Below are 25,053 nucleotides of genomic sequence, written 5' to 3'. Positions count from 1 at the left end.
TGCGTCAGCCGCGCCAGGCGGCGGTGTACGCGTCGATCTCGGCGGCCAGCGCGGCCTTGCCCGCCGGGTCCATGAAGGACGCCTCCACGGCGTTCCTGGCGAGCGCCGCGACGCCCCGGGCGTCCAGGTCCAGCAGCCGGGCGGCGACCGCGTACTCGGTGTTGAGGTCCGTGCCGAACATGGGCGGGTCGTCGCTGTTGATCGTCACCAGCACGCCGGCCGCGACCATCTCCTTGACGGGGTGCCGCTCCAGGTCGGTCACCGCGCGGGTGGCCAGGTTGGAGGTGGGGCAGACCTCCAGCGGGATGCGGTGCTCGGCCAGGTGGGCCAGCAGCCTCGGGTCCTGGGTGGCGCTGGTGCCGTGGCCGACGCGCTCGGCGCGCAGCTCGGTGAGGGCGTCCCAGATCGTTTGGGGCCCGGTGGTCTCGCCGGCGTGCGGCACGCTGTGGAGGCCGGCGGCGATCGCCCGGTCGAAGTAGGGCTTGAACTGCGGCCGGGGCACGCCGATCTCGGGCCCGCCGAGACCGAACGAGACCAGGCCGTCGGCGCCCAGGTCGCAGGCGATCCGGGCGGTCTCCTCGGCCGCCTCCAGGCCCGCCTCGCCGGGGATGTCGAAGCACCAGCGCAGCACCACGCCCAGCTCCGACTCGGCGGCCTTGCGGGCGTCCTCGATGGCCTCCAGGAAGGCGACGTCGGGGATGCCGCGCTTGGTGGAGCTGTAGGGGGTGACGGTCAGTTCGGCGTAGCGGATGTTCTGCCGGGCCATGTCACGGGCCACCTCGAAGGTCAGCAGCCGGACGTCCTCGGCGTCGCGGATCAGGTCGACGACGGAGAGGTAGACCTGGATGAAGTGTGCGAAGTCACGGAAGGTGAAGAAGTCGGCGAGCGCCTCGGGGTCCGTGGGCACGGGGGAGTCGGGGTGCCGGGCCGCCAGCTCGGCGACGATGCGCGGGGAGGCCGACCCCACGTGGTGGACGTGCAACTCCGCTTTGGGGAGCCCTGCGATGAACGAGTCGAGTGGGGACATGCGGGCCTCCAGGGCTGCTCGGGTCGTTCGGTCCGTCCGGGTCAACGGCGTGCCGATCATCGTATGCACGGATGCCGCCGCGGCTGTGCTCAGGCCTTAGCATGACGGGGTATCGAGTGGGGAGGGCCATGCCCGAGAAGGACGACGCGCAGGCGCAGCGGGAGCACCGGGAGGGTGACCCCTGGGCTCCGCCGGAGCGGCGAGTGCCGCTCGACAAGCCCGGCACCCCGCCGGTGCCGCCGCCCGCGGGGCCCGTTCCCGGAGAGACCGTTCCCGGCCCGTCTGTTGACCAGCCTGCCGACGGGTTCCCCGCGGCACCGGTCGCGTCGCCCATGCCGCCGGTGGCACCGGCCGCCCCGGAGCCGGGCTCCGGGCCGTTCGCGTCGCCGGAGGCGGGGGTGCCGCCCGTGCCGCTCGCGCCTACCGGGCCGGGCACACCGGGGGCGTATCCGCCGGGGCCGTACGGCTACCCGCAGGGCGGTGTCCCGCCGCAGCCGGGGGCGCCCTATGGCGTGCCGGGCGCGGCCGGGCCGTACGTCCAGGGCCCCTACGGGCAGACCGCCTACGGCACCGGCCACTACGGCTGGGGCGCACCGGGCTACGGGCAGGGCTGGCCGCACGCGGGGCGGGTGCCCAACAACGGCCTCGGCGTCGCCTCCCTCGTGCTCGGCATCCTCGGCGTACTGACGTGCTGGACCATCGTCTTCGGCGTCGTCATCGGAGTGATGGCGATCGTCTTCGGGGCGATCGGCCGGGCCAAGGCCAACACCGGTGAGGCGAACAACGGCGGCCAGGCCCTGGCCGGGCTGATCCTGGGCGGGGTGGCGCTGCTGTTGACGGCGGTGATGCTCGTCGTCTTCATCACGCTCGGGGTGCGCGGGGGTACCGACCCGGCCGGGGACGACAACCCCGACGACGCCACCTACGGCGCCTATATGCCGGTGCCGCCCGGCCCGGTGGGGCCGCTGGTGCCCGCCGCCAGCCGCTGACGCGCCTCCATCAGGGCGAAGCCCAGCAGGTTGAGCCCGTCCCAGCGGGCCGGATCCCCGGCCCGCTCGTCGTCGGCGGCCAGGCCGATGCCCCACACCCGGTCGAGCGGGCTCGCCTCCACCAGCACCCGGCCCCTGGTGCCCAGCAGATACTCCCTCAGCTCCGGGTGCTGCCCGAACTTGTGCACGCTGCCCTCGACGACCAGGGCGAAGCGGTGGCGGCGCCACACCTCCTCGTCGAAGCCGCGCACCGCCCGCCCCGCGTCCTTGGCCTGCTTGGGATGGCCCGCCGCGAGCGCCCGGGCCTCGGCCTCCGCGTCACCGAACAGCCGCGCCTTGCCGGCCATCATCCAGTGCTCGGCCGTCGCGTAGACCGTCCCGTCCACCGTGAACGGCGACGGCCACCACTGGCTGAAGCAGCCGGGCCCCACCGAGCCGTCCCGGCGCGGCCGGTGCCCCCAGAAATAGACGTACTTCGGCCGCTCACCGCGAGCCACGGCCGCCGTCAGCTCCTCGACCGAGCGCGGCCCGTCGGCGACCCCCGCACCTGACGTGATCATGTTGTTTCCTCCCCGTTCCTTGCCCGTACCAGTGTGGCGACGGCCACTGACAACGGCCCCGCGCGGGGCAGGGCGGCCACTCCGAGGGCCGCACCGAATCCGTCGTCCCGTCAAATCATGGCGACGGAATCCCTTGTCGCAAGCCGATTGATCTGCCAGGATCGGCAAGCTATCCCGTGGGAACCACACCCGCCCCGGCGTCCGGGCCCGGTGAGGAGTGCGTGATGGACCGACGATCCGGCACCGCGAGAGCCCGTCGAGAGCCCGCGCACGGCATGGCCCGTATGAGACCACACCGCATCGTGTGTCACTGTTACGTGTTCTGCGTCCTCCCCACGACCCCCCTGGACCCACGACCATGACGGCTTTCGCCACGACAGGCAGCAACGGCACCGACGTCCGCCTCACCGGCATCAGCAAGGCGTACGGCGACGTCACCGCCGTGCACCCGCTCGACCTCTCCGTGCCCGCGGGCTCCTTCTTCGCCCTGCTCGGTGCTTCCGGCTGCGGCAAGACCACCACGCTGCGCATGATCGCCGGCCTGGAGGAGCCCACCACCGGCACCGTCGAGCTCGGCGGCCGGGACGTCACCGCGCTGCCCCCGTACAAGCGGCCCGTCAACACGGTCTTCCAGAGCTACGCGCTCTTCCCCCACCTGGACATCTACGAGAACGTCGCCTTCGGCCTGCGCCGGCGCGGCGTGAAGTCCGTCCGCAAACAGGTCGACGAGATGCTCGACCTCGTCCAGCTCGGCGACTACGCCCGCCGCAAGCCCCAGCAGCTCTCCGGTGGCCAGCAGCAGCGCGTCGCCGTCGCCCGCGCGCTGATCAACCACCCGGACGTCCTCCTCCTCGACGAGCCCCTCGGCGCCCTCGACCTCAAGCTGCGCCGCCAGATGCAGCTGGAGCTCAAGCGCATCCAGACCGAGGTCGGCATCACGTTCGTCCACGTCACGCACGACCAGGAGGAGGCCATGACCATGGCCGACACGGTCGCCGTCATGAACGCCGGACGCGTCGAGCAGATGGGCGCCCCCGCCGAGCTCTACGAGACCCCGCGCACCACCTTCGTCGCCAACTTCCTCGGCACGTCCAACCTCATCACCGCCGACGTCGTCGGCACCGCGAGCGACGACGTCCTTCTGCGGGTCTCCGATACCAAACTCACCCTTCCGGGGACACGATGTACAGCCGACGCCCGCGTGGGCGGGAAGCTGCTGGTCGGCATACGGCCGGAGAAGATCACGCTCACCCACGCCGACGACGCCGGCACCATCCCCGACGGCCGTAACCGCCTCACCGGGCGCATCGCCCAGTCCAGCTTCATCGGAGTCTCCACCCAGTACCTGGTCGACAGCCCGGCCGCGCCCGGCCTGTCCGTCTACGAGCAGAACATCGAGCGCGACGCGCGCCTCGTCCCCGGCGCCGACGTCGTCCTGCACTGGAACCCCGACCACGGCTTCGGCCTGGACGCCGCCCAGAGCATCGACGCCGGCACGGACGTCGTCGAGCTCGGCACCGACGCGCGAGAGGCGGGCACGTGACGATGACGACGACCGCCACCGACCACCCTCCCGCACCCCCGGCCGACGGCGCCCTCCACAAGGCCGTCCTCCGCAGGAAGCGCGTCCCCTACTGGCTGCTGCTCCCCGGAGTCCTCTGGCTGCTCGTCTTCTTCGCGGCCCCCCTGGTCTACCAGGCATCGACCTCCGTACAGACCGGTTCCCTCGAAGAGGGCTTCAAGGTCACCTGGCACTTCGCCACCTACTGGAACGCGCTGACCGAGTACTACCCGCAGTTCCTGCGCTCCGTCGCCTACTCCGCGACCGCCACCGCGCTCTGCCTCCTGCTGGGCTACCCGCTCGCCTACCTCATCGCCTTCCGCGCGGGCCGCTGGCGCCACGTCCTGATGGTGCTCGTCATCGCGCCGTTCTTCACCAGCTTCCTGATCCGCACCCTCGCCTGGAAGACGATCCTGTCCGACGGTGGCCCCGTCGTCCGCGCCCTCGACGCGCTGCACGTCCTCGCCGTCACCGACGCGCTGGGCGTGACCGAGGGCCACCGCGTGCTCGCCACCCCGCTCGCCGTGGTCTGCGGGCTGACCTACAACTTCCTGCCGTTCATGATCCTGCCGCTCTACACCTCGCTCGAACGCATCGACAGCCGCCTCCACGAGGCCGCCGGCGACCTCTACGCCCGGCCGCTCACCACCTTCCGCAAGGTGACCCTCCCGCTGTCCATGCCGGGCGTCGTCGCCGGCACCCTGCTGACGTTCATCCCCGCCACGGGCGACTACATCAACGCCGAACTGCTGGGCTCCACCGACCAGAAGATGATCGGCAACGTCATCCAGTCCCAGTTCCTGCGCGTCCTCGACTACCCGACGGCCGCCGCCCTGTCGTTCCTCCTCATGGCCGTGATCCTCGCCATGGTCACCGTCTACATCCGCAAGTCCGGGACGGAGGAACTGGTCTGATGGCACTTCTGAACCGCCTCGCGCGCGGACTGCGCCGCAACCTGGTCGTGATCGCCGGGCTGGCCACCCTCGCCTTCCTGATGCTGCCCAACGTCGTGGTGACGGTCTTCTCGTTCAACAAGCCGAACGGCCGCTTCAACTACCAGTGGCAGCACTTCTCCACCGACGCCTGGACCCACCCCTGCGGCGTCGCCGACCTCTGCGGCTCGCTCTCGCTGAGCCTGTGGATCGCCCTGTGGGCCACCGTCGGCGCCACCCTCCTGGGCACCGCCATCGCCTTCGCGCTCGCCCGCTACCGCTTCCGGGCCCGCTCCTCGGCCGGCACCCTCGTCTTCCTGCCGATGGCCATGCCCGAGGTCGTCATGGCCGCCTCCCTGGCGACCCTCTTCCTCAACATGGGCGTCAGCTTCGGCTTCTGGACCATCCTCATCGCCCACATCACGTTCTGCCTGAGCTTCGTGGTCACCGCCGTCAAGGCCCGCGTGATGAGCATGGACCCGCGCCTCGAACAGGCCGCCCAGGACCTCTACGCCACCCCCTGGCAGACCTTCCGCAAGGTCACCCTGCCCATCGCCGCCCCCGGCATCGTCGCCGGAGCGCTGCTCTCCTTCGCGCTCTCGTTCGACGACTTCATCATCACCAACTTCAACGCCGGTTCGACCGTCACCTTCCCCATGTACGTCTGGGGATCCGCACAACGGGGCACACCCGTCCAGATCAATGTCATCGGAACGGCGATGTTCGCCATCGCCGTGCTGTGCGTCCTCGTCGGCCAGCTCGTCGGGAGACGCCCGCGAAGGAGCTGAGAACCGTGGCCGTCGCCGCCATGAACCCCACGAAAGCGCTCTCCGACGCAACCCCCCGTCCCTACTGGCTCGACGACCCCTCCCGGCCGGAGGCGCTCCCCGCGCTCGTCGGCGACGAGCACTGCGACCTGCTCGTCGTCGGCGGCGGCTACTCCGGCCTGTGGACCGCGCTCCTGGCCAAGGAGCGCGACCCCGGCCGGGACGTCGTCCTCATCGAGGCCGAGCGGACCGGCTGGGCCGCCTCCGGACGCAACGGCGGCTTCTGCGCCGCCTCCCTCACCCACGGCTGGGCCAACGGCCACGCCCGCTGGCCCGCCGAGCTCCGCACGCTGGAGGAGCTCGGCCACCGCAACCTCGACGGCATCGAGGCCACCCTCGCCCGCCACGGCATCGACTGCGACTTCGAGCGCACCGGCGAGATCGACGTGGCCACCGCACCCCACCAGGTCCAGGAGCTCCGCGAGGCCGCCGGGCGGGCGGCGGCCCTCGGCGTCACCGGCCACACCTTCCTCGACCGTGACGCCGTGCGCGCCGAGGCCGACTCCCCGACCTTCCTCGCCGGCCTGTGGAACCGCACCGGCGTCGCCATGCTCCACCCCGCCAGGCTCGTCTGGGGCCTCCGGCGCGCCTGCCTCGGCCTCGGCGTGCGGATCTACGAGCACACCCCCGGCACCGAGCTGTCCTCCCGCCGCGCCGGCCTGGCCGTCCGCACCCCCTACGGCCGGGTCTTCGCCCGCCACGCCGCGCTCGGCACCAACGCCTTCCCCTCGCTGGTCAGACGGCTCCGCCCGTACATCGCCCCCGTCTACGACTACGCGCTGATGACCGAGCCGCTCACCGAGGAGCAACTGGCCTCCGTCGGCTGGCGCCGCCGCCAGGGGCTCAGCGACAGCGCCAACCACTTCCACTACTTCCGGCTGACGGCGGACAACCGCGTGCTGTGGGGCGGCTACGACATCGTCTACCGCTACGGCGGCGGCGTGCGGGCCGAGTACGACCACCACCCGGCCACCTACCGGCGCCTCGCCGAGCACTTCTTCCGCTGCTTCCCGCAGCTGGAGGGGGTGCGCTTCTCGCACGCCTGGGGCGGTGCCATCGACACGTGCTCGCGTTTCTCCGCCTTCTTCGGCACCGCGCACGGTGGTCGCGTCGCCTACGCGCTGGGGTTCACGGGCCTCGGCGTCGGCGCGACGCGCTTCGGCGCGGACGTCATGCTGGACCTGCTCTCCGGGGCGCGCACCGAGCGCACGGAGCTGGAGATGGTCCGCAGCAGACCGCTGCCGTTCCCGCCGGAGCCGGTGCGGTCGGTGGGGATCGGCATCACGCAGTGGGCGATGACGCGGGCCGACCGCGACGGCCGCCGCAACGTCTGGCTGCGGGCGATGGACAGGCTGGGCCTGGGCTTCGACAGCTGAGCGCTCTGCTCGCGGTCATGCGACTGCGGGCCGTCAGTGGCTGGTCGCGCAGTTCCCCGCGCCCCTTCGGGGCGCCTGCGCCCACAGCACGACACCGGCCAGGCACCACGCCCCGACCACGTCCAGCGGCCAGTGGTACCCCTGCCGCACCAACCCGAGGCCCACCCCGACGTTGAGCAGCACATAAGGCGCCACCCACCACCACGTACGGAACAGAAGGAGCGCCGCCGCCCCATAGGCGACCGCCGCCGTCGCCGCGTGCCCCGACGGGAAGAACCCGTCGTGCGGCCCGGCCCCCATCGCCGGCGGTCCCGCCCGCCCGATCCACCACTTCAGGGGGACGACAAGAGCGGGCACCGCCACCATCGCCAGGGCGGCGGCCACCGGCGGCCGCCACCGCCGCCCGCGCACGGCGGAGAAGACGACGGCTGCCAGGAGCATCGGCACCGCCACCACCGTGTTGCCCAGATCGGCCAGCAACTCGGCGAGCCCGGACGGCACGGCGCCGGCGCCCACGACCGTGTGCCCCAGCCGCTCGTCGAGAACGCGCAGCGGCCCGTGCGCGGCGACCTGCCAGGTGACGAGGGCGAACAGGAGGACGCACACCACCGGGAGCGCGTATGCCGACGGCCCCGGAACAGGGGGGGAAGTTCCAGGGCCGCCGGTCCGTCCGGTGGACCGCGCGCCCCGGGGGGTATGGGGCGGGCGACCGTCCGATCGGTGAGGATGTCCGGAGCCGAGGGCTCCGGTGCTGTGCGCGAAGGCACGGCCGGGCCGACGCTGGGGAAGCGACGGTACGGCGTCGTCCGCAGTCCCCTGCGAACGGGGTGTTTCACTCATCTGAAGAAACCGTACGGCAGGGATGGGCGATCCGATAGTCGGATCACCCGTCCACCACCCGCCCCGCACAGGTTCTTCACCGGCTCACAACCGGCTCGCAGGGAGCCCACGGCGGGCTCACAGCCGGGTCACAGACCCGCGAACGCGCCCTCGATGATGTCGAGGCCCTCGTTGAGCAGGTCCTCGCCGATGACCAGCGGCGGCAGGAAGCGCAGCACGTTGCCGTAGGTGCCGCAGGTGAGGACCAGCAGGCCCTCGGCGTGGCAGGCCTTGGCGAGCGCGCCGGCGGCCGCCGGGTTCGGCTCCTTGGTCGCCGGGTCCTTGACCAGCTCGATCGCGATCATCGCGCCGCGGCCGCGGATGTCGCCGATGACCGGGAACTTCTCCTGCATGGCGGTGAGGCGGCCCTTCATGACCTCCTCGATGCGCTTGGCCTTCCCGTTGAGGTCCAGCTCGCGCATGGTCTCGATGGCACCCAGGGCACCGGCGCAGGCCACCGGGTTGCCGCCGTAGGTGCCGCCCAGGCCGCCCGCGTGCGGCGCGTCCATGATCTCGGCGCGGCCGGTGACGGCGGCCAGCGGCAGACCGCCCGCGATGCCCTTGGCGGTGGTGATCAGGTCCGGGACGATGCCCTCGTCCTCACAGGCGAACCACTGGCCGGTGCGGCAGAAGCCGGACTGGATCTCGTCGGCGACGAAGACGATGCCGTTGTCGTTGGCGAACTTCACGATCGCCGGGAGGAAGCCCTTGGCCGGCTCGATGAAGCCGCCCTCGCCCAGCACCGGCTCGATGATGATCGCGGCGACGTTCTCGGCGCCGATCTGCTTGGTGATCTGGTCGATGGCCTGGGCGGCGGCCTCGGGGCCGCAGTTCTCCGGGCCGGTCGGCCAGCGGTAGCCGTACGCCACCGGCACGCGGTAGACCTCGGGCGCGAACGGGCCGAAGCCGTGCTTGTACGGCATGTTCTTGGCGGTGAGCGCCATCGTCAGGTTGGTGCGGCCGTGGTAGCCGTGGTCGAAGACGACGACGGCCTGGCGCTTGGTGTACGCACGGGCGATCTTGACGGCGTTCTCGACGGCCTCGGCCCCCGAGTTGAACAGCGCGGACTTCTTGGCGTGGTCGCCCGGGGTCAGCTCGGCGAGCTGCTCGCAGACCTCCACGTAACCCTCGTAGGGGGTCACCATGAAACAGGTGTGGGTGAAGTCGGCGAGCTGCGCGGCGGCGCGGCGCACCACGGCCTCGGCGCTGGCGCCGACCGAGGTCACGGCGATGCCGGAGCCGAAGTCGATCAGGCGGTTGCCGTCGACGTCCTCGATGACGCCGCCGCCCGCGCGCGCGGTGAACACCGGCAGGACGGAGCCCACACCGCCCGCGACCGCGTCGAGGCGGCGGGCCTGGAGCTCGAGCGACTTGGGGCCGGGGATCGCGGTGACGACGCGGCGCTCCTGGGGGAGGGCGGCGCCTCCGGACAGTTCGGTCATGACGAGCTCCAGGGGGAAAGTACGGGCTTTTGGTCGCAGGCTAGGTGCGGCGGCCGGAGCGCGGCATGTTCCGATCGGGAGAAGTGCGCGCGTCCGGTTGTCCGTATCGGACATGGTGTCCCACTAGATTGGGCCGGTCGGAGACTTCAGGCACGCGCGGCGCGACGGCCGGCTGGGGGCGAGGGGCAGTGAGGGACACCGAGGAGACCACGGGAGGCGGGCGCGGGACGCCCGGCGCGCGGGGGGGCCGTCCGCCACGCCAGGCGGGCCCGCCCGGGCAACCGCCGGCGCCGCCGCCGGGGGCGGACGCGCCGCCGCCCGCCGGGCCGCCCGTGCCGCCGCCCGTCGAGTCGGCCGGGCCGCCCCCCGCGCCGTCGGCCGTGCCGCCGCGACCGGACGCCGAGCCCCGGGCCGACGGCGGCGCGGGCGCCCCGTTCCTGTCCTGGCTGCGCACCCCGCGCCCGGACGCCGCGCCCGGCGTGTGGAGGTTCGGCCACCGGCCCAGGCCGCCGGAGGAGCCCGACCGGATTCCCGGCCGGCAGCTGCTCAGCAGCGCGGTGATCTCCCTGCTGTGCGGCTGGCTGCTGTGGTCCCTGCTGTGGAACGGCTACCTCGGCCACTACTGGATCTGGCCGCTGTTCGCGCTGACGCCCGACTCCTGGCGGGAGGAGGGCATGCTCGCCGTCTGGGTCGTCTACGGCTACTACACGCTGGTCGGTCTCGTCCTCCTCGTGGTCTTCGGCCGCCTCGGCCGCTGGCCCCAGGTGTGGCGCCGCTGGGCCGTGCCCGCCCTGCGCCGCCTGTGGGACGACTCCGGCGACGCGGCGCCCACCGCTCCCGCCGCGCCGGGCGAGGACCCCGCCGAATGGCCCCGGCTGCGCGCCTCGGGGGCGGGCGCCGCCGCCGACCGGCTCGCGGCGGAGGCCAGGGCCGGGCTGATGAACGACGTCGACCACGCCCGCATCGGGCGCGCCTGGGAGACCTCGCGCGCCCGGCCCGACCGGCTGGCCGCCTTCACCGACGCCGTCGTCAAGCACGGCGCCGCCGCCTGCGCCCACCCCTCCGGGGCCCGCGACCTGCCCGCACGCGCCGCCGTCCACGACCTCGTCACCCGCCAGGTCCGCGTCGGCGCCGCCACCGACGACGAGCGCAACCCCTACGACCACCGGGGCGCCGGCGCGGCCCTCGACCCCACGCTGCTGGGCACCTCCCTGCTCGCCGTCGGGCCGCCCGGCTGCGGCAAGTCCGCGCGGCTCGTGCGGCCCGTCCTCGAATCGCTGTGCCTCCAGGCGCTCGCCGGGCGCACGGCGGTCGTCGCCGTCGCGGCGGCGGGAGCCGGGCTCGCCCCCGACGACGCCTTCGACGTCGTGGTCCGGATCGGCCGCCCCGACTCCGCCTACGACCTCGACCTGTACGGCGGCACGGACGACCCCGACGAGGCCGCCGCCGTCCTCGCCGAGGGCCTCGTCGGCGACATCGTCGCCGGTCTCCCCGGCGGCGACGGCCGCCGGGCCGCCACCGCCCTCGCCCAGCTCCTCGGCCCGTTCCGGGCCGCCCACGGCCGCTTCCCGGCCGTCCCCGAACTGCGCGACCTCCTCGACGGCTCCGCCGCCGCGACCGGCGCGCTGCGCACCGCCCTCACGGCACGCGGACAGGACGCGCTCGCCCGCGAACTGGACGCCCGCGAGCGCCAGGCGGGACGGCCCGGCGACCCCGGACCGCTCCTCTCCGACCGGCTGGCCCTCCTCGACCGGCCCGCCTTCGCCGGCTTCTTCGACACCACCCGCAGCGGGCGGGCCTTCTCCCTGCGGACGCTCGAACACCCGCTGCGCGTCCGGATCGACCTGCCCGAGCGCGGCCACGCCGAGGCGTCCCGGATGCTCGCCCGGCTGATCCTGGCCCAGTTCACCGAGTGCGCCACCGGCCGCGCCGACCGCTCGCTGTTCGCCTGCCTCGTCCTCGACGACGCCACCCACACCGTCACCCCCGAGTCCGTGCGCGGCCTGGCGCGGCTGCGCTCCGCCCACGCCGGGGCCGTGCTCACCCTGCGCACCCTCGACGACGTCCCCGAGGCGCTGCGCAGCGCCCTGCTGGGCTCCGTCGGCTGCCGGATGGCCTTCTCCGGGGTGACCACCTGGGACGGGGCGCGTTTCGCGGAGGTCTGGGGCAAGGAGTGGGTGGAGACCCGCGACATCACCGACCGGCAGGTCATCGCCCACGAGCCGCTCACGCGCGTCACCCATCTCGTCCGCCGGGTGATCACGGGCCGGGCCGTCACCGCCCAGTCCGTGACCGTCCGCAAGGTGGAGCGGGAGCGCTGGTCCGCCTCCGAGCTGGCCCACGGCGTGCCCGCCGGGCACGCGGTGCTGTCCGTGACGTCGGTGCGGGGCGGCAGCGCGCCCCCCGTCCTGATCGACCTGGAGCGCTGACCGGCGGCTTCCCGCTTTCTGCGCAATGCTCCACTGAGGCAGAATCGGTCAGGGCCGTTCATACGGGACGGCACCTGCCCGCACCGCCCGTCCGAAGGTTCCATGCCCCTCACGCTCGCCTCTCTGGTCAACCACTCCGCACTCAGGCTCACCGTGCTCGCCGGGGCGGAGCGGCTGGACACGCCCGTCCGCTGGGCGCACGTCAGCGAGCTCGCGGACCCCGTGCCGTGGATGGACGGCGGGGAACTGCTGCTGATCACGGCGATGAAGATCGACGCGGCGGACCGGGAGGAGATGCGGCGGTACGTGCGCCGCCTGGTCCGCGCCGGGGTCGTGGGGCTCGGCTTCGCCGTCGGGGTGAACTACGACGAGGTGCCCGGCGCCCTCGTCGAGGCGGCCGCCGAGGAGGGCCTGCCACTGCTGGAGGTGCCCCGCCGCACCCCCTTCCTCGCCATCACCAAGGCCGTCTCCGCGGCCGCCGCCGCCGACCAGTACCACGCGGTCACGGCGGGCTTCGAGGCCCAGCGCGAGCTGACCCGCGCCGCCCTCGCCCCCGAGGGCCCCGCCGCCCTCCTCGCCCGGCTCGCCGCCCACCTCGGCGGGTGGGCCGCGCTCTATGACGCCTCCGGCGCCGTCGTCGCCGCCGCGCCCCCCTGGGCGGCCCGCCGCGCGGCCCGGCTCGGCCCCGATGTGAAACGGCTGCGGGAGCGGCCCGCGCCCGCCAGCGCCGTCCTCGGCCCGGACGCCGCCGGGGCGGAGGGCGGCGACCGCGTCGAGCTCCAGTCCCTCGGCTCCGGCCGCCGCACGCGCGGCGTCCTCGCCGTGGGCACCGACGCGCCGCTGGGCACCGCCGGGCGCTACGCCGTCAACTCCGCCGTCGCCCTCCTCACCCTGACCACCGAGCGCTCGCGCGCCCTGCAGGACGCGGAGGCGCGGCTGGGCGCGGCGGTGCTGCGGATGCTGCTCGCCGACGAGCCGGGCCACGCGCGGGCGGTCGCGGGGGAGCTGTACGGGGCGCTGCTGGACGAGCCCTTCCGAATGCTGGTGGCGGAGGCCGCCGACACCGGCCCGGAGGGCGAGCTCGGCGCGCTCGCCGACACCGCCGAGACCGCGGCGAGCCGGGCGGCCGAGCCGGTGCTCGTCGTACCGGAGGGCGAGCGCGTCGTCGTCCTCGCCCGGGACGGCGGGGCGGCCGTGGCGGCGTGCGTCGCGTACGCGCGGACGGTCGAGGCGCGGCGGGGAGCCGCCGCGGAGCGGGAGGGGGGCGCGGAGCCCGGCGTGGCCGTCGGCCTCTCGGCGCCCACCGGGCCGACGGGCGCCGGGACCGCCTTCCACCAGGCGGAACAGGCCCTGTCCGTCGCCCGCCGCCGGGGTCGCGCCCTCGTCGAGCACGAGGAGGTCGCGACCGGCTCGGTCGTGCCACTGCTCGCCGACGACGCGGTGCGGGCCTTCGCGGACGGGCTGCTGCGCGCCCTCCACGAGCACGACGCCACGGGACGCGGCGACCTGGTCGCCTCCCTGCGCGCCTGGCTCGCCCGCCACGGCCAGTGGGACGCGGCCGCCGCCGACCTGGGCGTCCACCGGCACACGCTGCGCTACCGGATGCGGCGGGTGGAGGAGATCCTGGGGCGGTCGCTGGACGATCCGGACGTGCGGATGGAGCTCTGGCTGGCGCTGAAGGCGACGACGGGGCCGTCGCACTAGCCGAACCCACCCCGCCACAGTGGCGCACCGCCATCCCCCCGCGCTCCACCACGGACAAACGACCAGCGCGTGCCGCGCGCCTACGGTGAGGGAGCCCCAAGTCATCCGCACCCCCGGAGGAAACCCGTGACCGCTCCCATCGCGTTCTGGCTGGCCGGCCGTGAGGCCACCGGCGAGGAGACCTTCGACGTCACGAACTCCTGGGACGGCCGTCTCGTCGGCACCGTGAGCGTGCCGACCGAGGCGCAGGTCGAGGAGGCCGTGGCCGCCGCGCACGCCGTGCGCGACGAGTTCGCGGCCACGCCCGCGCACGTCCGCACCGCCGCCCTCGACCACGTCGCCAAGCGGCTCGCCGAGCGCACCGAGGAGATCGCCCAGCTGATCTCCGCCGAGAACGGCAAGCCCATCAAGTGGGCCCGCGGCGAGGTCGGCCGTGCCGTCTCCGTGTTCCGCTGGGCCGCCGAGGAGGCCCGCCGCTTCAACGCCGGCGAGGCCCAGCGCCTGGACACCGACGCCGGCGGCACCGGCCGCCTCGCCCTGACCCGCCGCGTCCCGCGCGGCACGGTCCTCGGCATCGCGCCCTTCAACTTCCCGCTCAACCTGAGCGCCCACAAGGTCGCCCCGGCCATCGCCGTCGGCGCCCCGATCATCCTCAAGCCCGCCCCGGCCACCCCGATCTCCTCCCTCGTCCTGGGCGAGATCCTGGCCGAGACGGACCTCCCCGCCGGCTCCTGGAGCGTCCTGCCGGTCCCGAACGACCGGATGCCCGCCCTCGTGAAGGACGAGCGCCTGCCCGTCATCTCCTTCACCGGCTCCGGCCCGGTCGGCTGGTCGATCCTCGACTCCGTGCCCCGCAAGCACGTCACCCTGGAGCTGGGCGGCAACGGCGCGGCCGTCGTCCTCGCCGACTGGTCGTCCGAGGCCGACCTGGACTGGGCGGCGCAGCGCGTCGCCACCTTCTCCAACTACCAGGGCGGCCAGTCCTGCATCTCCGTGCAGCGCGTCATCGCCGACGCCTCGCTGTACGAGCGGCTGCTGCCGAAGGTCGTCGCGGCCGTCGAGGCGCAGGTGACGGGCGACCCGTCCGACGCGTCCACCGACGTCGGCCCGCTGGTCAGCGAGGACGCCGCCAAGCGCGTCGAGTCCTGGGTGGACGAGGCCGTCGCGGCGGGCGCCACGCTGCTCACCGGTGGCAAGCGCGACGGCGCGACCTACGCCCCGACCGTGCTCGCCGACGTCCCCGCCGGCGTCACGATCGCCTGCGAGGAGGTCTTCGGCCCGGTCCTGACCATCTCGAAGGCCGAGGGCGAGGACGCGGCCTTCGCGGCCGTCAACGACTCGCCGTACGGCCTCCAGGCCGGTGTGTTCACCCACGACCTGCAGACCGCCTTCCGCGCCCACCGCGCGCTGGAGGTCGGCGGTGTGGTCATCGGCGACGTGCCGTCCTACCGCGCCGACCAGATGCCGTACGGCGGCGCCAAGCAGTCCGGCGTCGGCCGCGAGGGCGTGCGGTACGCGATGGACGACTACACCTACGAGCGGGTCCTCGTGCTCACCGGTCTCGACCTCTGAGGCCCTGAGAAGAACAGGTGGGCCGTCCCCCGTCCGGGGGACGGCCCACCGTCTTGCGCGGGGGCTGGTAGAGCGGGGCCGGATCGGGTAGGTACATACGGACGAGTAGCACCGGTCGGTAGTCGACCGGACTTTTCGACCCGACTCACGCGGTGAGGTGCCAGATGACCGCACCATCCGTACGACCGGTCTCCGAGCGCGAGGCGCGCCAGGTCGCCGAAGCGGCGCGCGAGCAGGACTGGAAGAAGCCCAGCTTCGCCAAGGAGCTCTTCCTCGGCCGGTTCCGGCTCGATCTGATCCATCCGCATCCCACCCCCGCGCCGGACGACGTCCGGCGGGGCGAGGAGTTCCTCGGCAAGCTCCGGGAATTCTGCGAGACGCGGATCGACGGCGCGCGCATCGAGCGCGAGGCGAAGATCCCCGACGAGACGGTGGGCGGGCTCAAGGAGCTCGGCGCCTTCGGCATGAAGATCGACGTCAAGTACGGCGGCCTCGGGCTCAACCACGTCTACTACAACAAGGCCCTGGCCCTCGTGGGCTCCGCGAGCCCCGTCGTCGGCGCGCTGCTCTCCGCGCACCAGTCGATCGGCGTGCCCCAGCCGCTGAAGCTGTTCGGCACGCAGGAGCAGAAGGAGAAGTTCCTGCCGCGCTGCGCGCGCACGGACATCACCGCCTTCCTGCTGACCGAGCCGGACGTGGGCTCCGACCCGGCCCGGCTGGCCACGAGCGCCGTGCCCGACGGCGACGACTACGTCCTCGACGGCGTGAAGCTGTGGACGACCAATGGCGTCGTCGCCGACCTGCTCGTCGTGATGGCGCGGGTGCCGAAGAGCGAGGGCCACCGGGGCGGCATCACCGCCTTCGTCGTCGAGGCGGCCGCCGAGGGCGTCACCGTGGAGAACCGCAACGCCTTCATGGGCCTGCGCGGCATCGAGAACGGCGTCACCCGCTTCCACCAGGTGCGGGTGCCCGCCGCGAACCGGATCGGCCCCGAGGGCGCCGGCCTGAAGATCGCGCTGACCACCCTCAACACGGGCCGGCTGTCCATCCCGGCCATGTGCGCGTCCAGCGGCAAGTGGGCGCTGAAGATCGCCCGCGAGTGGTCCTCGGCCCGGGAGCAGTGGGGCAAGCCCATCGCCAAGCACGAGGCCGTCGGCTCGAAGATCTCCTTCATCGCGGCGACCACCTTCGCCCTGGAGGCGATCGTCGACCTGTCCGGCCAGATGGCCGACGAGGAGCGCAACGACATCCGTATCGAGGCCGCCCTCGCCAAGCTCTACGCCAGCGAGATGGCCTGGCTGATGACGGACGAGCTGGTCCAGATCCGCGGCGGCCGGGGCTACGAGAGCGCCGATTCGCTCGCCGCCCGGGGCGAGCGCGCCGTCCCCGCCGAGCAGATGCTGCGCGACTCGCGCATCAACCGGATCTTCGAGGGCTCCACGGAGATCATGCACCTGCTGATCGCCCGCGAGGCCGTCGACGCCCACCTGTCCGTGGCCGGCGACCTCATCGACCCGGACAAGTCCCTGGGCGACAAGGCCCGGGCCGGCGCCCGCGCCGGCGGCTTCTACGCCCGCTGGCTGCCCAAGCTCGTCGCGGGCCCGGGAGCGCTGCCGCGCACGTACTCCGAGTTCCACCCGGCCGGCCACCGCGACCTCTCGGGCCATCTGCGGTACGTCGAGCGGTCCTCGCGCAAGCTCGCCCGCTCCACCTTCTACGCCATGTCCCGCTGGCAGGGCCGCATGGAGACCAAGCAGGGCTTCCTCGGCCGGATCGTCGACATCGGCGCCGAGCTCTTCGCGATGAGCGCCGCCTGCGTCCGCGCCGAGCACCTGCGGCTGCGCGGCGAGCACGGCGGCGAGGCGTACCAGCTCGCCGACGCCTTCTGCCGGCAGTCCCGCATCCGTGTGGAGGAGCTCTTCCGGCGGCTGTGGACCAACACCGACGACCTCGACCGCAAGGTCGTCTCCGGGGTGCTGGCGGGCTCGTACGAGTGGCTGGAGAGCGGCATCGTCGACCCCAGCGGCGAGGGCCCCTGGATCGCCGACGCCACCCCCGGCCCCTCCAAGGCGGAGAACGTCCACCGCCCGATCCGCTGACGGGCACCGGGCCGATTACGCCGTACCGCCGGACGCCCCTGTCGGAGCGCACCGGCGGTACGGCCACAATGGGGGGATGACGGACTGCCTCGCTGACCCCCACCTGCGTTACTCCGCCCCCGGCCGCGATCACGACGGCCCGCGCGAGATCGTGATCCTCGGCTCGACCGGCTCGATCGGCACCCAGGCCATCGACCTGGTGCTGCGCAACCCCGAGCGGTTCACCGTGACCGCGCTGTCCGCCGCCGGCGGGCGGGTGGACCTCCTGGCGGAGCAGGCGCACAGACTGCGGGTCCGCACGGTGGCCGTCGCACGGGCGGACAAGGCGCCCGCGCTGCGCGAGGCGCTGGCCGCCCGCTACGGCACCGAGCCGCTGCCGGAGATCCTGGCGGGCCCGGACGCGGCCACCGAGGTGGCCCGGAGCGAGTGCCACACGGTCCTCAACGGCATCACCGGCTCCATCGGCCTGGCCCCCACCCTCGCCGCCCTGGAGGCGGGCCGCACCCTGGCCCTGGCCAACAAGGAGTCGCTGATCGTCGGCGGCCCGCTGGTGAAGGCCCTCGCCAAGCCCGGCCAGATCATCCCGGTCGACTCCGAGCACGCCGCGCTCTTCCAGGCCCTCCTCGGCGGCACCCGCGCCGAGGTCCGCAAGCTGGTCGTCACGGCCTCCGGCGGCCCCTTCCGCGGCCGGACGAAGGCCGAGCTGGCCGCCGTCACCCCGAAGGACGCCCTGGCCCACCCCACCTGGTCCATGGGCCCGGTGATCACGATCAACTCCGCCACCCTGGTCAACAAGGGCCTGGAGGTCATCGAGGCGCACCTGCTCTACGACATCCCGTTCGAGCGCATCGAGGTCGTCGTCCACCCGCAGTCGTACGTCCACTCGATGGTGGAGTTCACCGACGGCTCCACCCTCGCCCAGGCGACCCCGCCGGACATGCGCGGCCCCATCGCCATCGGCCTGGGCTGGCCCGAACGGGTGCCCGACGCGGCCCCCGCCTTCGACTGGTCCAAGGCCTCCACCTGGGAGTTCTTCCCGCTCGACGACGAGGCCTTCCCGTCCGTGGGCCTGGCCCGGCACGTGGGGACGCTCGGCGGGACGGCCCCGGCCGTCTTCAACGCCGCGAACGAGGAGTGCGTCGACGCGTTCCTGAGCGGACATCTGCCGTTCAATGGGATCGTGGACACCGTCGCCGAGGTGGTCGCCGAGCACGGCACCCCCGCCGTGGGAACTCGCCTGACCCTCTCGGACGTCCTGGAGGCGGAGACCTGGGCCCGCGCCCGGGCCCGTGAACTGGCGGCCCGCACGGGCGGCCGTACGGCGAAAGCGACCTCGGAGGCCCGCGCATGACGACACTGATGACGATCCTCGGGATAGTCGTCTTCGTGGTGGGTCTGCTCTTCTCCATCGCCTGGCACGAGCTGGGGCACCTGTCCACGGCGAAGATGTTCGGCATCCGGGTGCCGCAGTACATGGTCGGCTTCGGGCCGACGCTGTGGTCGCGGAAGAAGGGCGAGACCGAGTACGGGGTCAAGGCCATCCCGCTCGGCGGCTACATCCGCATGATCGGCATGTTCCCGCCCGGCGAGGACGGCCGGATCAGCGCCCGCTCCACCTCCCCGTGGCGCGGCATGATCGAGGACGCCCGCTCGGCGGCGTACGAGGAGCTCCAGCCGGGCGACGAGACCCGGATGTTCTACACGCGCAAGCCCTGGAAGCGCGTGATCGTGATGTTCGCCGGACCGTTCATGAACCTGGTCCTGGCCGTCGCGATCTTCCTCGGCGTGATGATGTCCTTCGGCGTCAACACCCAGACGACCACCGTCTCGGCCGTCTCGGACTGCGTGGTCTCCGCCAGCGCCGCCACCGACAAGTGCCCCAAGGGCGCCAAGGACTCCCCGGCCAAGGCGGCCGGCCTCCAGCCCAAGGACCGGATCGTCGCCTTCGACGGCCACCGGATCGGTGACTGGACCACCCTCCAGAAGGAGATCCGCAAGACCACCGGACCGGCCACGATCACCGTCGTCCGCGACGGCGCCGAGAAGACCCTCAGCGCGAACCTCATCTCCAACCAGGTGCAGAAGTACGACGGCAAGGGCGCGCCCGTCAAGGGCGAGTACGTCACCGCCGGCTTCCTCGGCTTCACCCCGGCCACGGGCGTCGTCCAGCAGTCCTTCGGCCAGTCCGTCGACCGCATGGGCGACATGGTCCAGTCCGGCGTGGAGTCGCTGATCGCCCTGCCCGGCAAGATCCCGGACCTGTGGAACGCGGCCTTCGACGGCGGCGAGCGCAAGGCGGACTCGCCGATGGGCGTGGTGGGCGCCGCACGGGTGGGCGGCGAGGTGTTCAACCTCGACATCCCGCCGTCGCAGCAGATCGCGACCATGCTCTTCCTGGTCGCCGGCTTCAACCTCTCCCTGTTCCTCTTCAACATGCTGCCGCTGCTCCCGCTGGACGGCGGGCACATCGCGGGCGCGCTGTGGGAGTCGGTCCGGCGGAACGTCGCCAAGGTCTTCCGGCGCCCCGACCCGGGCCCGTTCGACGTGGCGAAGCTGATGCCGGTGGCGTACGTGGTGGCGGGCATCTTCGTCTGCTTCACGCTGCTGGTGCTGATCGCGGACGTGGTGAATCCGGTTCGGCTGACCTAGGCACCGGGCCCGGGGCGTCGCCCCGGGCCCCGGTGATGTGCCCCGAAGGGATCGCGTGCCGTAATCTCGGAGGCGGAGCCCGCCGATCTCGGGACCGTGATTCAAAACTTGGGGTTGCTCGCCAGATGACAGCGATTTCGCTTGGAATGCCGTCCGTTCCGACCAAGCTCGCCGACCGCCGGGTCAGCCGCAAGATCCAGGTCGGCTCCGTGGCCGTCGGCGGCGACGCCCCCGTCTCGGTCCAGTCCATGACGACGACCCGCACCTCCGACATCGGCGCCACCCTCCAGCAGATCGCCGAGCTGACCGCCTCCGGCTGCCAGATCGTCCGCGTCGCCTGCCCGACCCAGGACGACGCCGACGCGCTCGCCGTCATCGCGAAGAAGTCGCAGATCCCGGTCATCGCGGACATCCATTTCCAGCCGAAGTACGTCTTCGCCGCCATCGACGCCGGCTGCGCCGCCGTCCGCGTCAACCCCGGCAACATCAAGCAGTTCGACGACAAGGTCAAGGAGATCGCCAAGGCCGCCGGCGACGCCGGGACCCCGATCCGCATCGGCGTGAACGCCGGCTCGCTGGACCGCCGCCTGCTCCAGAAGTACGGCAAGGCCACCCCCGAGGCGCTGGTCGAGTCCGCCCTCTGGGAGGCGTCCCTCTTCGAGGAGCACGGCTTCCGTGACATCAAGATCTCGGTCAAGCACAACGACCCGGTCGTCATGGTCAACGCCTACCGCCAGCTGGCCGCCCAGTGCGACTACCCGCTGCACCTGGGCGTCACCGAGGCCGGCCCGGCGTTCCAGGGCACGATCAAGTCCGCCGTCGCCTTCGGCGCCCTGCTCTCCGAGGGCATCGGCGACACCATCCGCGTCTCCCTCTCCGCCCCGCCGGCCGAGGAGATCAAGGTCGGCATCCAGATCCTGGAGTCCCTCAACCTCCGCCAGCGCCGCCTGGAGATCGTCTCCTGCCCGTCCTGCGGCCGCGCCCAGGTCGACGTCTACAAGCTGGCCGAGGAGGTCACCGCGGGCCTGGAGGGCATGGAGGTGCCCCTGCGCGTCGCCGTCATGGGCTGCGTCGTCAACGGCCCCGGCGAGGCCCGCGAGGCCGACCTCGGCGTCGCCTCCGGCAACGGCAAGGGCCAGATCTTCGTGAAGGGCGAGGTCATCAAGACCGTCCCCGAGTCGAAGATCGTGGAGACCCTCATCGAGGAGGCGATGAAGATCGCCGAGCAGATGGAGAAGGACGGCGTCGCCTCCGGCGAGCCCACCATCAGCGTCGCGGGCTGACCGCCCGCGTTCCGCCCCGCCCCGCCCCGCCCGCACACCGGGCGGGGCGGCGCCATATCGGCGGCATGGCGGGTACGCGGCGGGACCGGGAGGTACAGTGCCAGGACCTGATTCCCCCGGCCCCGTGCCCGCGACGGTGAGGCATTGCGACACGTGCTGACGACGACCACCACCAGGGTCCTGGAGCCCGGCGACCTCGCCGCCGCCCTCGCCGTCCTCGACCGCGACCCCGTCGCCAACGCCTTCGTCGCCGCCCGCGTCAAGGTCGCCGGGCTCGACCCCTGGCGGCTCGGCGGCGAGATGTGGGGCTGGTACGCGGACGGCCGCCTCGCGTCCCTCTGCTACGCGGGCGCCAACCTCGTCCCCATCGGCGCTGGCCCGGAGGCCGTACGGGCCTTCGCCGACCGCGCCCGCCGGTCCGGCCGCCGTTGCTCCTCCATCGTCGGCCCCGCCCCGGCCACGGCCGAGCTGTGGAGCCTGCTGGAGCCCCACTGGGGCCCCGCCCGCGAGGTCCGCTCCCACCAGCCGCTCATGGTCACCCGGTCCATGCCCGCCGGGATCACGCCCGACCCCCTCGTCCGCCGCGTCCGCAAGGACGAGATGGAGACGATCATGCCCGCGTGCGTGGCCATGTTCACCGAGGAGGTCGGCGTCTCCCCGCTCGCCGGCGACGGCGGCCTGCTCTACCAGGCACGCGTCGCCGAGCTCGTCGGCTCCGGGCGCTCCTTCGCCCGCGTGGAGAACGGCCGCGTCGTCTTCAAGGCCGAGATCGGCGCCGCCACGGACCTCGCCTGCCAGATCCAGGGCGTCTGGGTCGCCCCCGAACACCGCGGCAAGGGGCTCTCCGTGACCGGCATGGCCGCCGTGCTCGGCTACGCGCTGCGCGAGGTCGCCCCCGTGGTGAGCCTCTACGTCAACGACTACAACACCGCCGCGCGCGCCACCTACCGCCGCGTGGGCTTCGAGGAAGTCGGCGCGTTCATGAGCGTGCTGTTCTGATGAGCGGCGGAACCCCGTACGGGTAGCCTCCGGGCATGGATGACATCGTGGTCGGCCCGCTCGACCTGGCCTCCCGGGTGGACGAGGCGCTGGCCGTCCAGGCCCTCGCCTTCGGGCTGACGCCCGAGGAGGTCGACGTCCGGCGCCACATCGTGCTCCGGCACCTCACCTGCCCCGGCGCCCGCGCCCTGGGCGCCACCACCCCCGAGGACCGGCTGGTGGGCTTCGTCTACGGCATGCCCAACGACCGGACGCACTGGTGGTCCACGGTCGTGGAGCCGTATCTGCGTGCCAACGGACTGGACGGCTGGCTGGACGACGCCTTCGTCATCACCGAGCTGCACGTCCACCCCGCCTACCAGAACCGGCGGATCGGCCGGACGCTGATCACGGCGATCACGGCCGACGCGGAGGAGCCCCGCTCCATCCTCTCCGCCATCGACAAGGAGAGCCCCGCCCGGGCCCTCTACCGCAAGCTCGGCTACCGCGACCTGGCCCGCCACGTGGCCTTCCCCAGCGCGGCGAGTCCGTACGCGGTGATGGGGGCTCCATTGCCCCTGTTGGGGTAGCGACGGAACCGGCCGGGGGTCCGGGGGTTGCCCCCGGGTGGGCACAGTCCGAGCGCGGCGAGCCCTTACGCGGTGATGGGGGCGCCGCTGCCGTTGCTGGGGTAGCGACGGGCCGGCCGGGTTACAGCAAGTCCGCGAACTCCAGGAGGAGTTCGCCCTGCCCCCGCGCGCCCAGCGACAGCTCCCGCATCCCGGCGGCCGTCGCCCGGAACACCGTCCACCCGCGCAGCCGGTCCGCGTCGACCTCCAGGGAATCCGCCAGCTTCGTCACCCGCCGCCGCGCCGCGGCCGCCGCGCCCGGCGCCGCCAGCAGCGTGTCGAGCCGGTCGCGCACCAGCCACGCCAGGTCGTACGCCCGCTCGCCCACCAGCGGGCGGGGCGCGATCGCCAGCCACGGCACGCGGTCGGCGGCCAGGACGTTGCCCTGGTGGAACTCGCCGTGCAGCAGCACCGGCGGCTCCGCCGGGGCGTCGGCCGTCAGGCCGTCCCGCAGCCCGACGGCCTCGTCGAGCAGCTCCCGGGCGTCCGCCGCCCACGGCAGCTCGCGCCACGCGCGCAGCCCCTCGGCCAGCGCCGCCGAGTGGTCGGTCACGGTGGGGAGGGGGTGCCCCTCGGCGGGCGGTGCCACCCACAGCCGCTGGAGCGTCGCCGCCGCCTCCAGCTGCGCCTTCTGCTCCGCCAGCGAGCGCAGGCTGACGTCGGCGTGCAGCCGCTCCAGGAGCAGCGCCCCGCCCTCGGCGTCCACGCGCAGCGGGCGGACGGCCGAGCGGCCGTCCCAGTGAGCGAGCGCGGTGTGCTCGGCGGCGGTCGTGCCGCCGGGCGGGGAGAGCTTGAGCGCGGCGGGGGTGCCGTCGGCCTGCCGGACGAGGACCACCATGCTGGTGCGCCCGCCGGGACACTGCACCCGTTCGGGTGTCAGCTCCCAGCGCGTCAGCCACTCCCGGGCGATGTCCGGGAGGTCCATGAGCCACCGGCGGGCGGCCTCGTCGGCGGCGGGGTCCGCGCTCAGGGTCCGAACCAGCCGCTGCGGCGGTTCGAGGCGGTCGTTGGTGATGGCCATCCCTGAGCGTTCCCTTTCCTGGCTTCTCTTCCGGGCCTGACGCGGTCCCTGACCGGACCTTTTCCCCCGATCAGACCCGATCGGCGAGCCCAGGGAAGGCTACGCTGCCGCCGCTCCAGCGCACCGCGCGGACCGCCGCCTCCCGCAGCCCGGCCGCCGCCTCGGCGCGCAGGCTCCCCGTGGCGGCCCGGACGAGATCGGCGTAGACCGCCGTCAGCCGCCGCTCCAGCTCCGCCGCGAGCCGCACCGCCGCCTCGCCGTCCGCCACGGGGAAGGGCAGGGCGTACGCGGCGGCGGCCGCCTCCGGCTCGGCGCCCAGCGCCCGTACCGCGCGGCTCATCGCGTCCCGACGGGCCCGGTGGGCGTCGTGGGCCTCACGGGCCTCGCCCGCCCTCGTGTCGTCGACGCGGCCGCCGACGATCCCGTAGCCGTAGACCGCCGCGTGCTCGGCCGCGAGTGCCGCCTGCGCCGCCTGTGTCGCGGCCACCGTCTCCCGCCGGGCGCGCCCGGTCCGAGGCGCCGTCATGAGCCGCCCTCCGTCAGCAGGTAGGCGTGTGCCGCGCCCGCCGCCGCCACCGAGGCGAGGAGCCGGGCGAGCTCGGGCGGCGCGGAGCCGAGGGTGGCGGTCCGGGCATCGGCGGTGCGCCGCTCGGCGTCCGCGAGCGCGGCCAGCGCCGCCTTCTCCTCCTCGGGCACCTCGACGCGCGCCGCCGGCGCGGCGGGCGGCGCGGAAGCAGAAGCGGAAGCGGAAGCCGACGGGGACTTCGGCCCGGGGGCGGCGAACGCCTCGGCGTGCCGGGCGACTTCGGCCCGCAGCGGCCGCAGCCGGCCCGCCAGGGCGGTGTGCGCGGCGAGCGTGGCGTCGTACCGCTCCAGCAGCACGGCGGTGTCCCGCGCCGCACGCTCCCTCAGCCGCGCCGCGCCGGGGGAGCGTTCGGCGGCGTCCGGGTCGCCGGAGGAAGCGGAGGAACAAGCGGAGAGCAGCGCGCCGGCGCCACCGGCCAGCAGGGCGGCGGCACCGCCCGCCAGTACCCTGCGTCTGCGCGGGCCGTTCGCGCCCCGCGTCGTCGTCGTGAGCGGCACGATCCTCTTTCCG

General features: G+C 73.5%; 21 protein-coding genes. 14 read left to right on the top strand and 7 right to left on the bottom strand.

All coding sequences use genetic code 11. The features are described from left to right. Nucleotides 1-4: 4 nt before the first annotated feature. Nucleotides 5-1,027: an adenosine deaminase gene (locus IE096_RS10595; protein ID WP_189451069.1), complete on the bottom strand. Its 1,023-nt coding sequence runs from the start codon at nt 1,025-1,027 to the stop codon at nt 5-7. Nucleotides 1,028-1,155: 128 nt separating this feature from the next. Here IE096_RS10595 and IE096_RS10590 point away from each other — a divergent pair, with 128 nt between their 5' ends. Next, nucleotides 1,156-2,016, top strand: coding sequence for a DUF4190 domain-containing protein (locus IE096_RS10590; protein ID WP_189451067.1), 861 nt, complete (start codon nt 1,156-1,158; stop codon nt 2,014-2,016). Here IE096_RS10590 and ybiA read toward each other — a convergent pair. Beyond that, nucleotides 1,959-2,576: a riboflavin biosynthesis intermediates N-glycosidase gene (ybiA, locus tag IE096_RS10585; protein WP_189451065.1), complete on the bottom strand. Its 618-nt coding sequence runs from the start codon at nt 2,574-2,576 to the stop codon at nt 1,959-1,961. The genes IE096_RS10590 and ybiA overlap by 58 nt on opposite strands. A 358-nt stretch (nt 2,577-2,934) precedes the next feature. Between ybiA and IE096_RS10580 the strand changes: the two genes are divergently transcribed. From IE096_RS10580 to IE096_RS10565, 4 genes are read left to right on the top strand one after another with little or no spacing between them, the layout of a single operon-like run. Further along, on the top strand, nt 2,935-4,119 hold the full coding sequence (locus IE096_RS10580) for an ABC transporter ATP-binding protein (protein ID WP_189451063.1): 1,185 nt from the start codon (nt 2,935-2,937) through the stop codon (nt 4,117-4,119). Nucleotides 4,120-4,121: 2 nt separating this feature from the next. Next, nucleotides 4,122-5,051: an ABC transporter permease gene (locus tag IE096_RS10575; RefSeq protein WP_189451749.1), complete on the top strand. Its 930-nt coding sequence runs from the start codon at nt 4,122-4,124 to the stop codon at nt 5,049-5,051. Then, nucleotides 5,051-5,857, top strand: coding sequence for an ABC transporter permease (locus IE096_RS10570; RefSeq protein ID WP_126916328.1), 807 nt, complete (start codon nt 5,051-5,053; stop codon nt 5,855-5,857). Before IE096_RS10575 ends, IE096_RS10570 begins: the two co-directional genes overlap by 1 nt. Before the next feature lie 20 nt (nt 5,858-5,877). Next, complete coding sequence (locus tag IE096_RS10565) at nt 5,878-7,272, top strand: NAD(P)/FAD-dependent oxidoreductase (RefSeq protein WP_189451748.1); 1,395 nt, start codon at nt 5,878-5,880, stop codon at nt 7,270-7,272. 33 nt (nt 7,273-7,305) lie between these two features. On the opposite strand, the gene IE096_RS10560 is transcribed toward IE096_RS10565, so the two are convergent. Together IE096_RS10560 and gabT are read right to left on the bottom strand one after the other, a co-directional pair. Then, on the bottom strand, nt 7,306-7,881 hold the full coding sequence (locus tag IE096_RS10560) for a phosphatase PAP2 family protein (RefSeq protein WP_229820105.1): 576 nt from the start codon (nt 7,879-7,881) through the stop codon (nt 7,306-7,308). Between the two features lie 359 nt (nt 7,882-8,240). Beyond that, on the bottom strand, nt 8,241-9,593 hold the full coding sequence (gene gabT, locus IE096_RS10555; RefSeq protein ID WP_189451059.1) for a 4-aminobutyrate--2-oxoglutarate transaminase: 1,353 nt from the start codon (nt 9,591-9,593) through the stop codon (nt 8,241-8,243). Nucleotides 9,594-9,781: 188 nt separating this feature from the next. Between gabT and IE096_RS10550 the strand changes: the two genes are divergently transcribed. The 9 genes from IE096_RS10550 (at nt 9,782) to IE096_RS10510 (ending at nt 22,897) form a co-directional block, all read left to right on the top strand. Next, the gene (locus IE096_RS10550) at nt 9,782-12,022 is read left to right on the top strand and encodes a type IV secretory system conjugative DNA transfer family protein (protein WP_189451057.1); all 2,241 of its coding nucleotides are present in this window, start codon (nt 9,782-9,784) and stop codon (nt 12,020-12,022) included. Between the two features lie 102 nt (nt 12,023-12,124). Next, a complete protein-coding gene (locus IE096_RS10545) occupies nt 12,125-13,726 on the top strand; it encodes a PucR family transcriptional regulator (protein WP_189451056.1) in 1,602 nt (533 codons plus the stop codon). Between the two features lie 126 nt (nt 13,727-13,852). Continuing rightward, nucleotides 13,853-15,298: an aldehyde dehydrogenase family protein gene (locus IE096_RS10540; protein WP_189451054.1), complete on the top strand. Its 1,446-nt coding sequence runs from the start codon at nt 13,853-13,855 to the stop codon at nt 15,296-15,298. A gap of 164 nt (nt 15,299-15,462) precedes the next feature. Then, nucleotides 15,463-17,397 carry an acyl-CoA dehydrogenase family protein gene (locus IE096_RS10535; RefSeq protein ID WP_189451052.1) on the top strand — a complete coding sequence of 645 codons (1,935 nt, stop codon included), beginning with the start codon at nt 15,463-15,465 and terminating at the stop codon, nt 17,395-17,397. 76 nt (nt 17,398-17,473) lie between these two features. Beyond that, nucleotides 17,474-18,748 carry a 1-deoxy-D-xylulose-5-phosphate reductoisomerase gene (gene dxr, locus IE096_RS10530; protein WP_189451050.1) on the top strand — a complete coding sequence of 425 codons (1,275 nt, stop codon included), beginning with the start codon at nt 17,474-17,476 and terminating at the stop codon, nt 18,746-18,748. Beyond that, nucleotides 18,745-20,046, top strand: coding sequence for a M50 family metallopeptidase (locus IE096_RS10525; protein ID WP_189451048.1), 1,302 nt, complete (start codon nt 18,745-18,747; stop codon nt 20,044-20,046). The genes dxr and IE096_RS10525 overlap by 4 nt, the downstream gene beginning before the upstream one ends. A 125-nt stretch (nt 20,047-20,171) precedes the next feature. Next, nucleotides 20,172-21,329, top strand: coding sequence for a flavodoxin-dependent (E)-4-hydroxy-3-methylbut-2-enyl-diphosphate synthase (gene ispG, locus IE096_RS10520; protein WP_126916338.1), 1,158 nt, complete (start codon nt 20,172-20,174; stop codon nt 21,327-21,329). A gap of 153 nt (nt 21,330-21,482) precedes the next feature. After that, on the top strand, nt 21,483-22,328 hold the full coding sequence (locus IE096_RS10515; protein ID WP_189451045.1) for a GNAT family N-acetyltransferase: 846 nt from the start codon (nt 21,483-21,485) through the stop codon (nt 22,326-22,328). Between the two features lie 35 nt (nt 22,329-22,363). Beyond that, nucleotides 22,364-22,897 carry a GNAT family N-acetyltransferase gene (locus IE096_RS10510; RefSeq protein ID WP_126916339.1) on the top strand — a complete coding sequence of 178 codons (534 nt, stop codon included), beginning with the start codon at nt 22,364-22,366 and terminating at the stop codon, nt 22,895-22,897. A 121-nt stretch (nt 22,898-23,018) separates the two neighbouring features. On the opposite strand, the gene IE096_RS10505 is transcribed toward IE096_RS10510, so the two are convergent. The 3 genes from IE096_RS10505 to IE096_RS10495 all read right to left on the bottom strand — a co-directional run bounded on the left by IE096_RS10505 (nt 23,019) and on the right by IE096_RS10495 (nt 25,040). Then, nucleotides 23,019-23,957 carry an aminoglycoside phosphotransferase family protein gene (locus tag IE096_RS10505; protein WP_189451044.1) on the bottom strand — a complete coding sequence of 313 codons (939 nt, stop codon included), beginning with the start codon at nt 23,955-23,957 and terminating at the stop codon, nt 23,019-23,021. Nucleotides 23,958-24,027: 70 nt separating this feature from the next. Continuing rightward, entirely contained in the window at nt 24,028-24,483 is a 456-nt protein-coding gene (locus IE096_RS10500; protein ID WP_189451042.1) for a DUF4439 domain-containing protein, read from the bottom strand. Next, entirely contained in the window at nt 24,480-25,040 is a 561-nt protein-coding gene (locus tag IE096_RS10495; RefSeq protein WP_189451040.1) for a hypothetical protein, read from the bottom strand. Before IE096_RS10495 ends, IE096_RS10500 begins: the two co-directional genes overlap by 4 nt. Nucleotides 25,041-25,053: the final 13 nt, after the last annotated feature.

It is taken from the genome of Streptomyces abikoensis, assembly GCF_014648775.1.
Classification (GTDB): Bacteria; Actinomycetota; Actinomycetes; order Streptomycetales; family Streptomycetaceae; genus Streptomyces; species Streptomyces abikoensis.
Note: the sequence above shows the minus strand (reverse complement) of the source record. Positions and strands in the feature narration are given on the sequence as shown.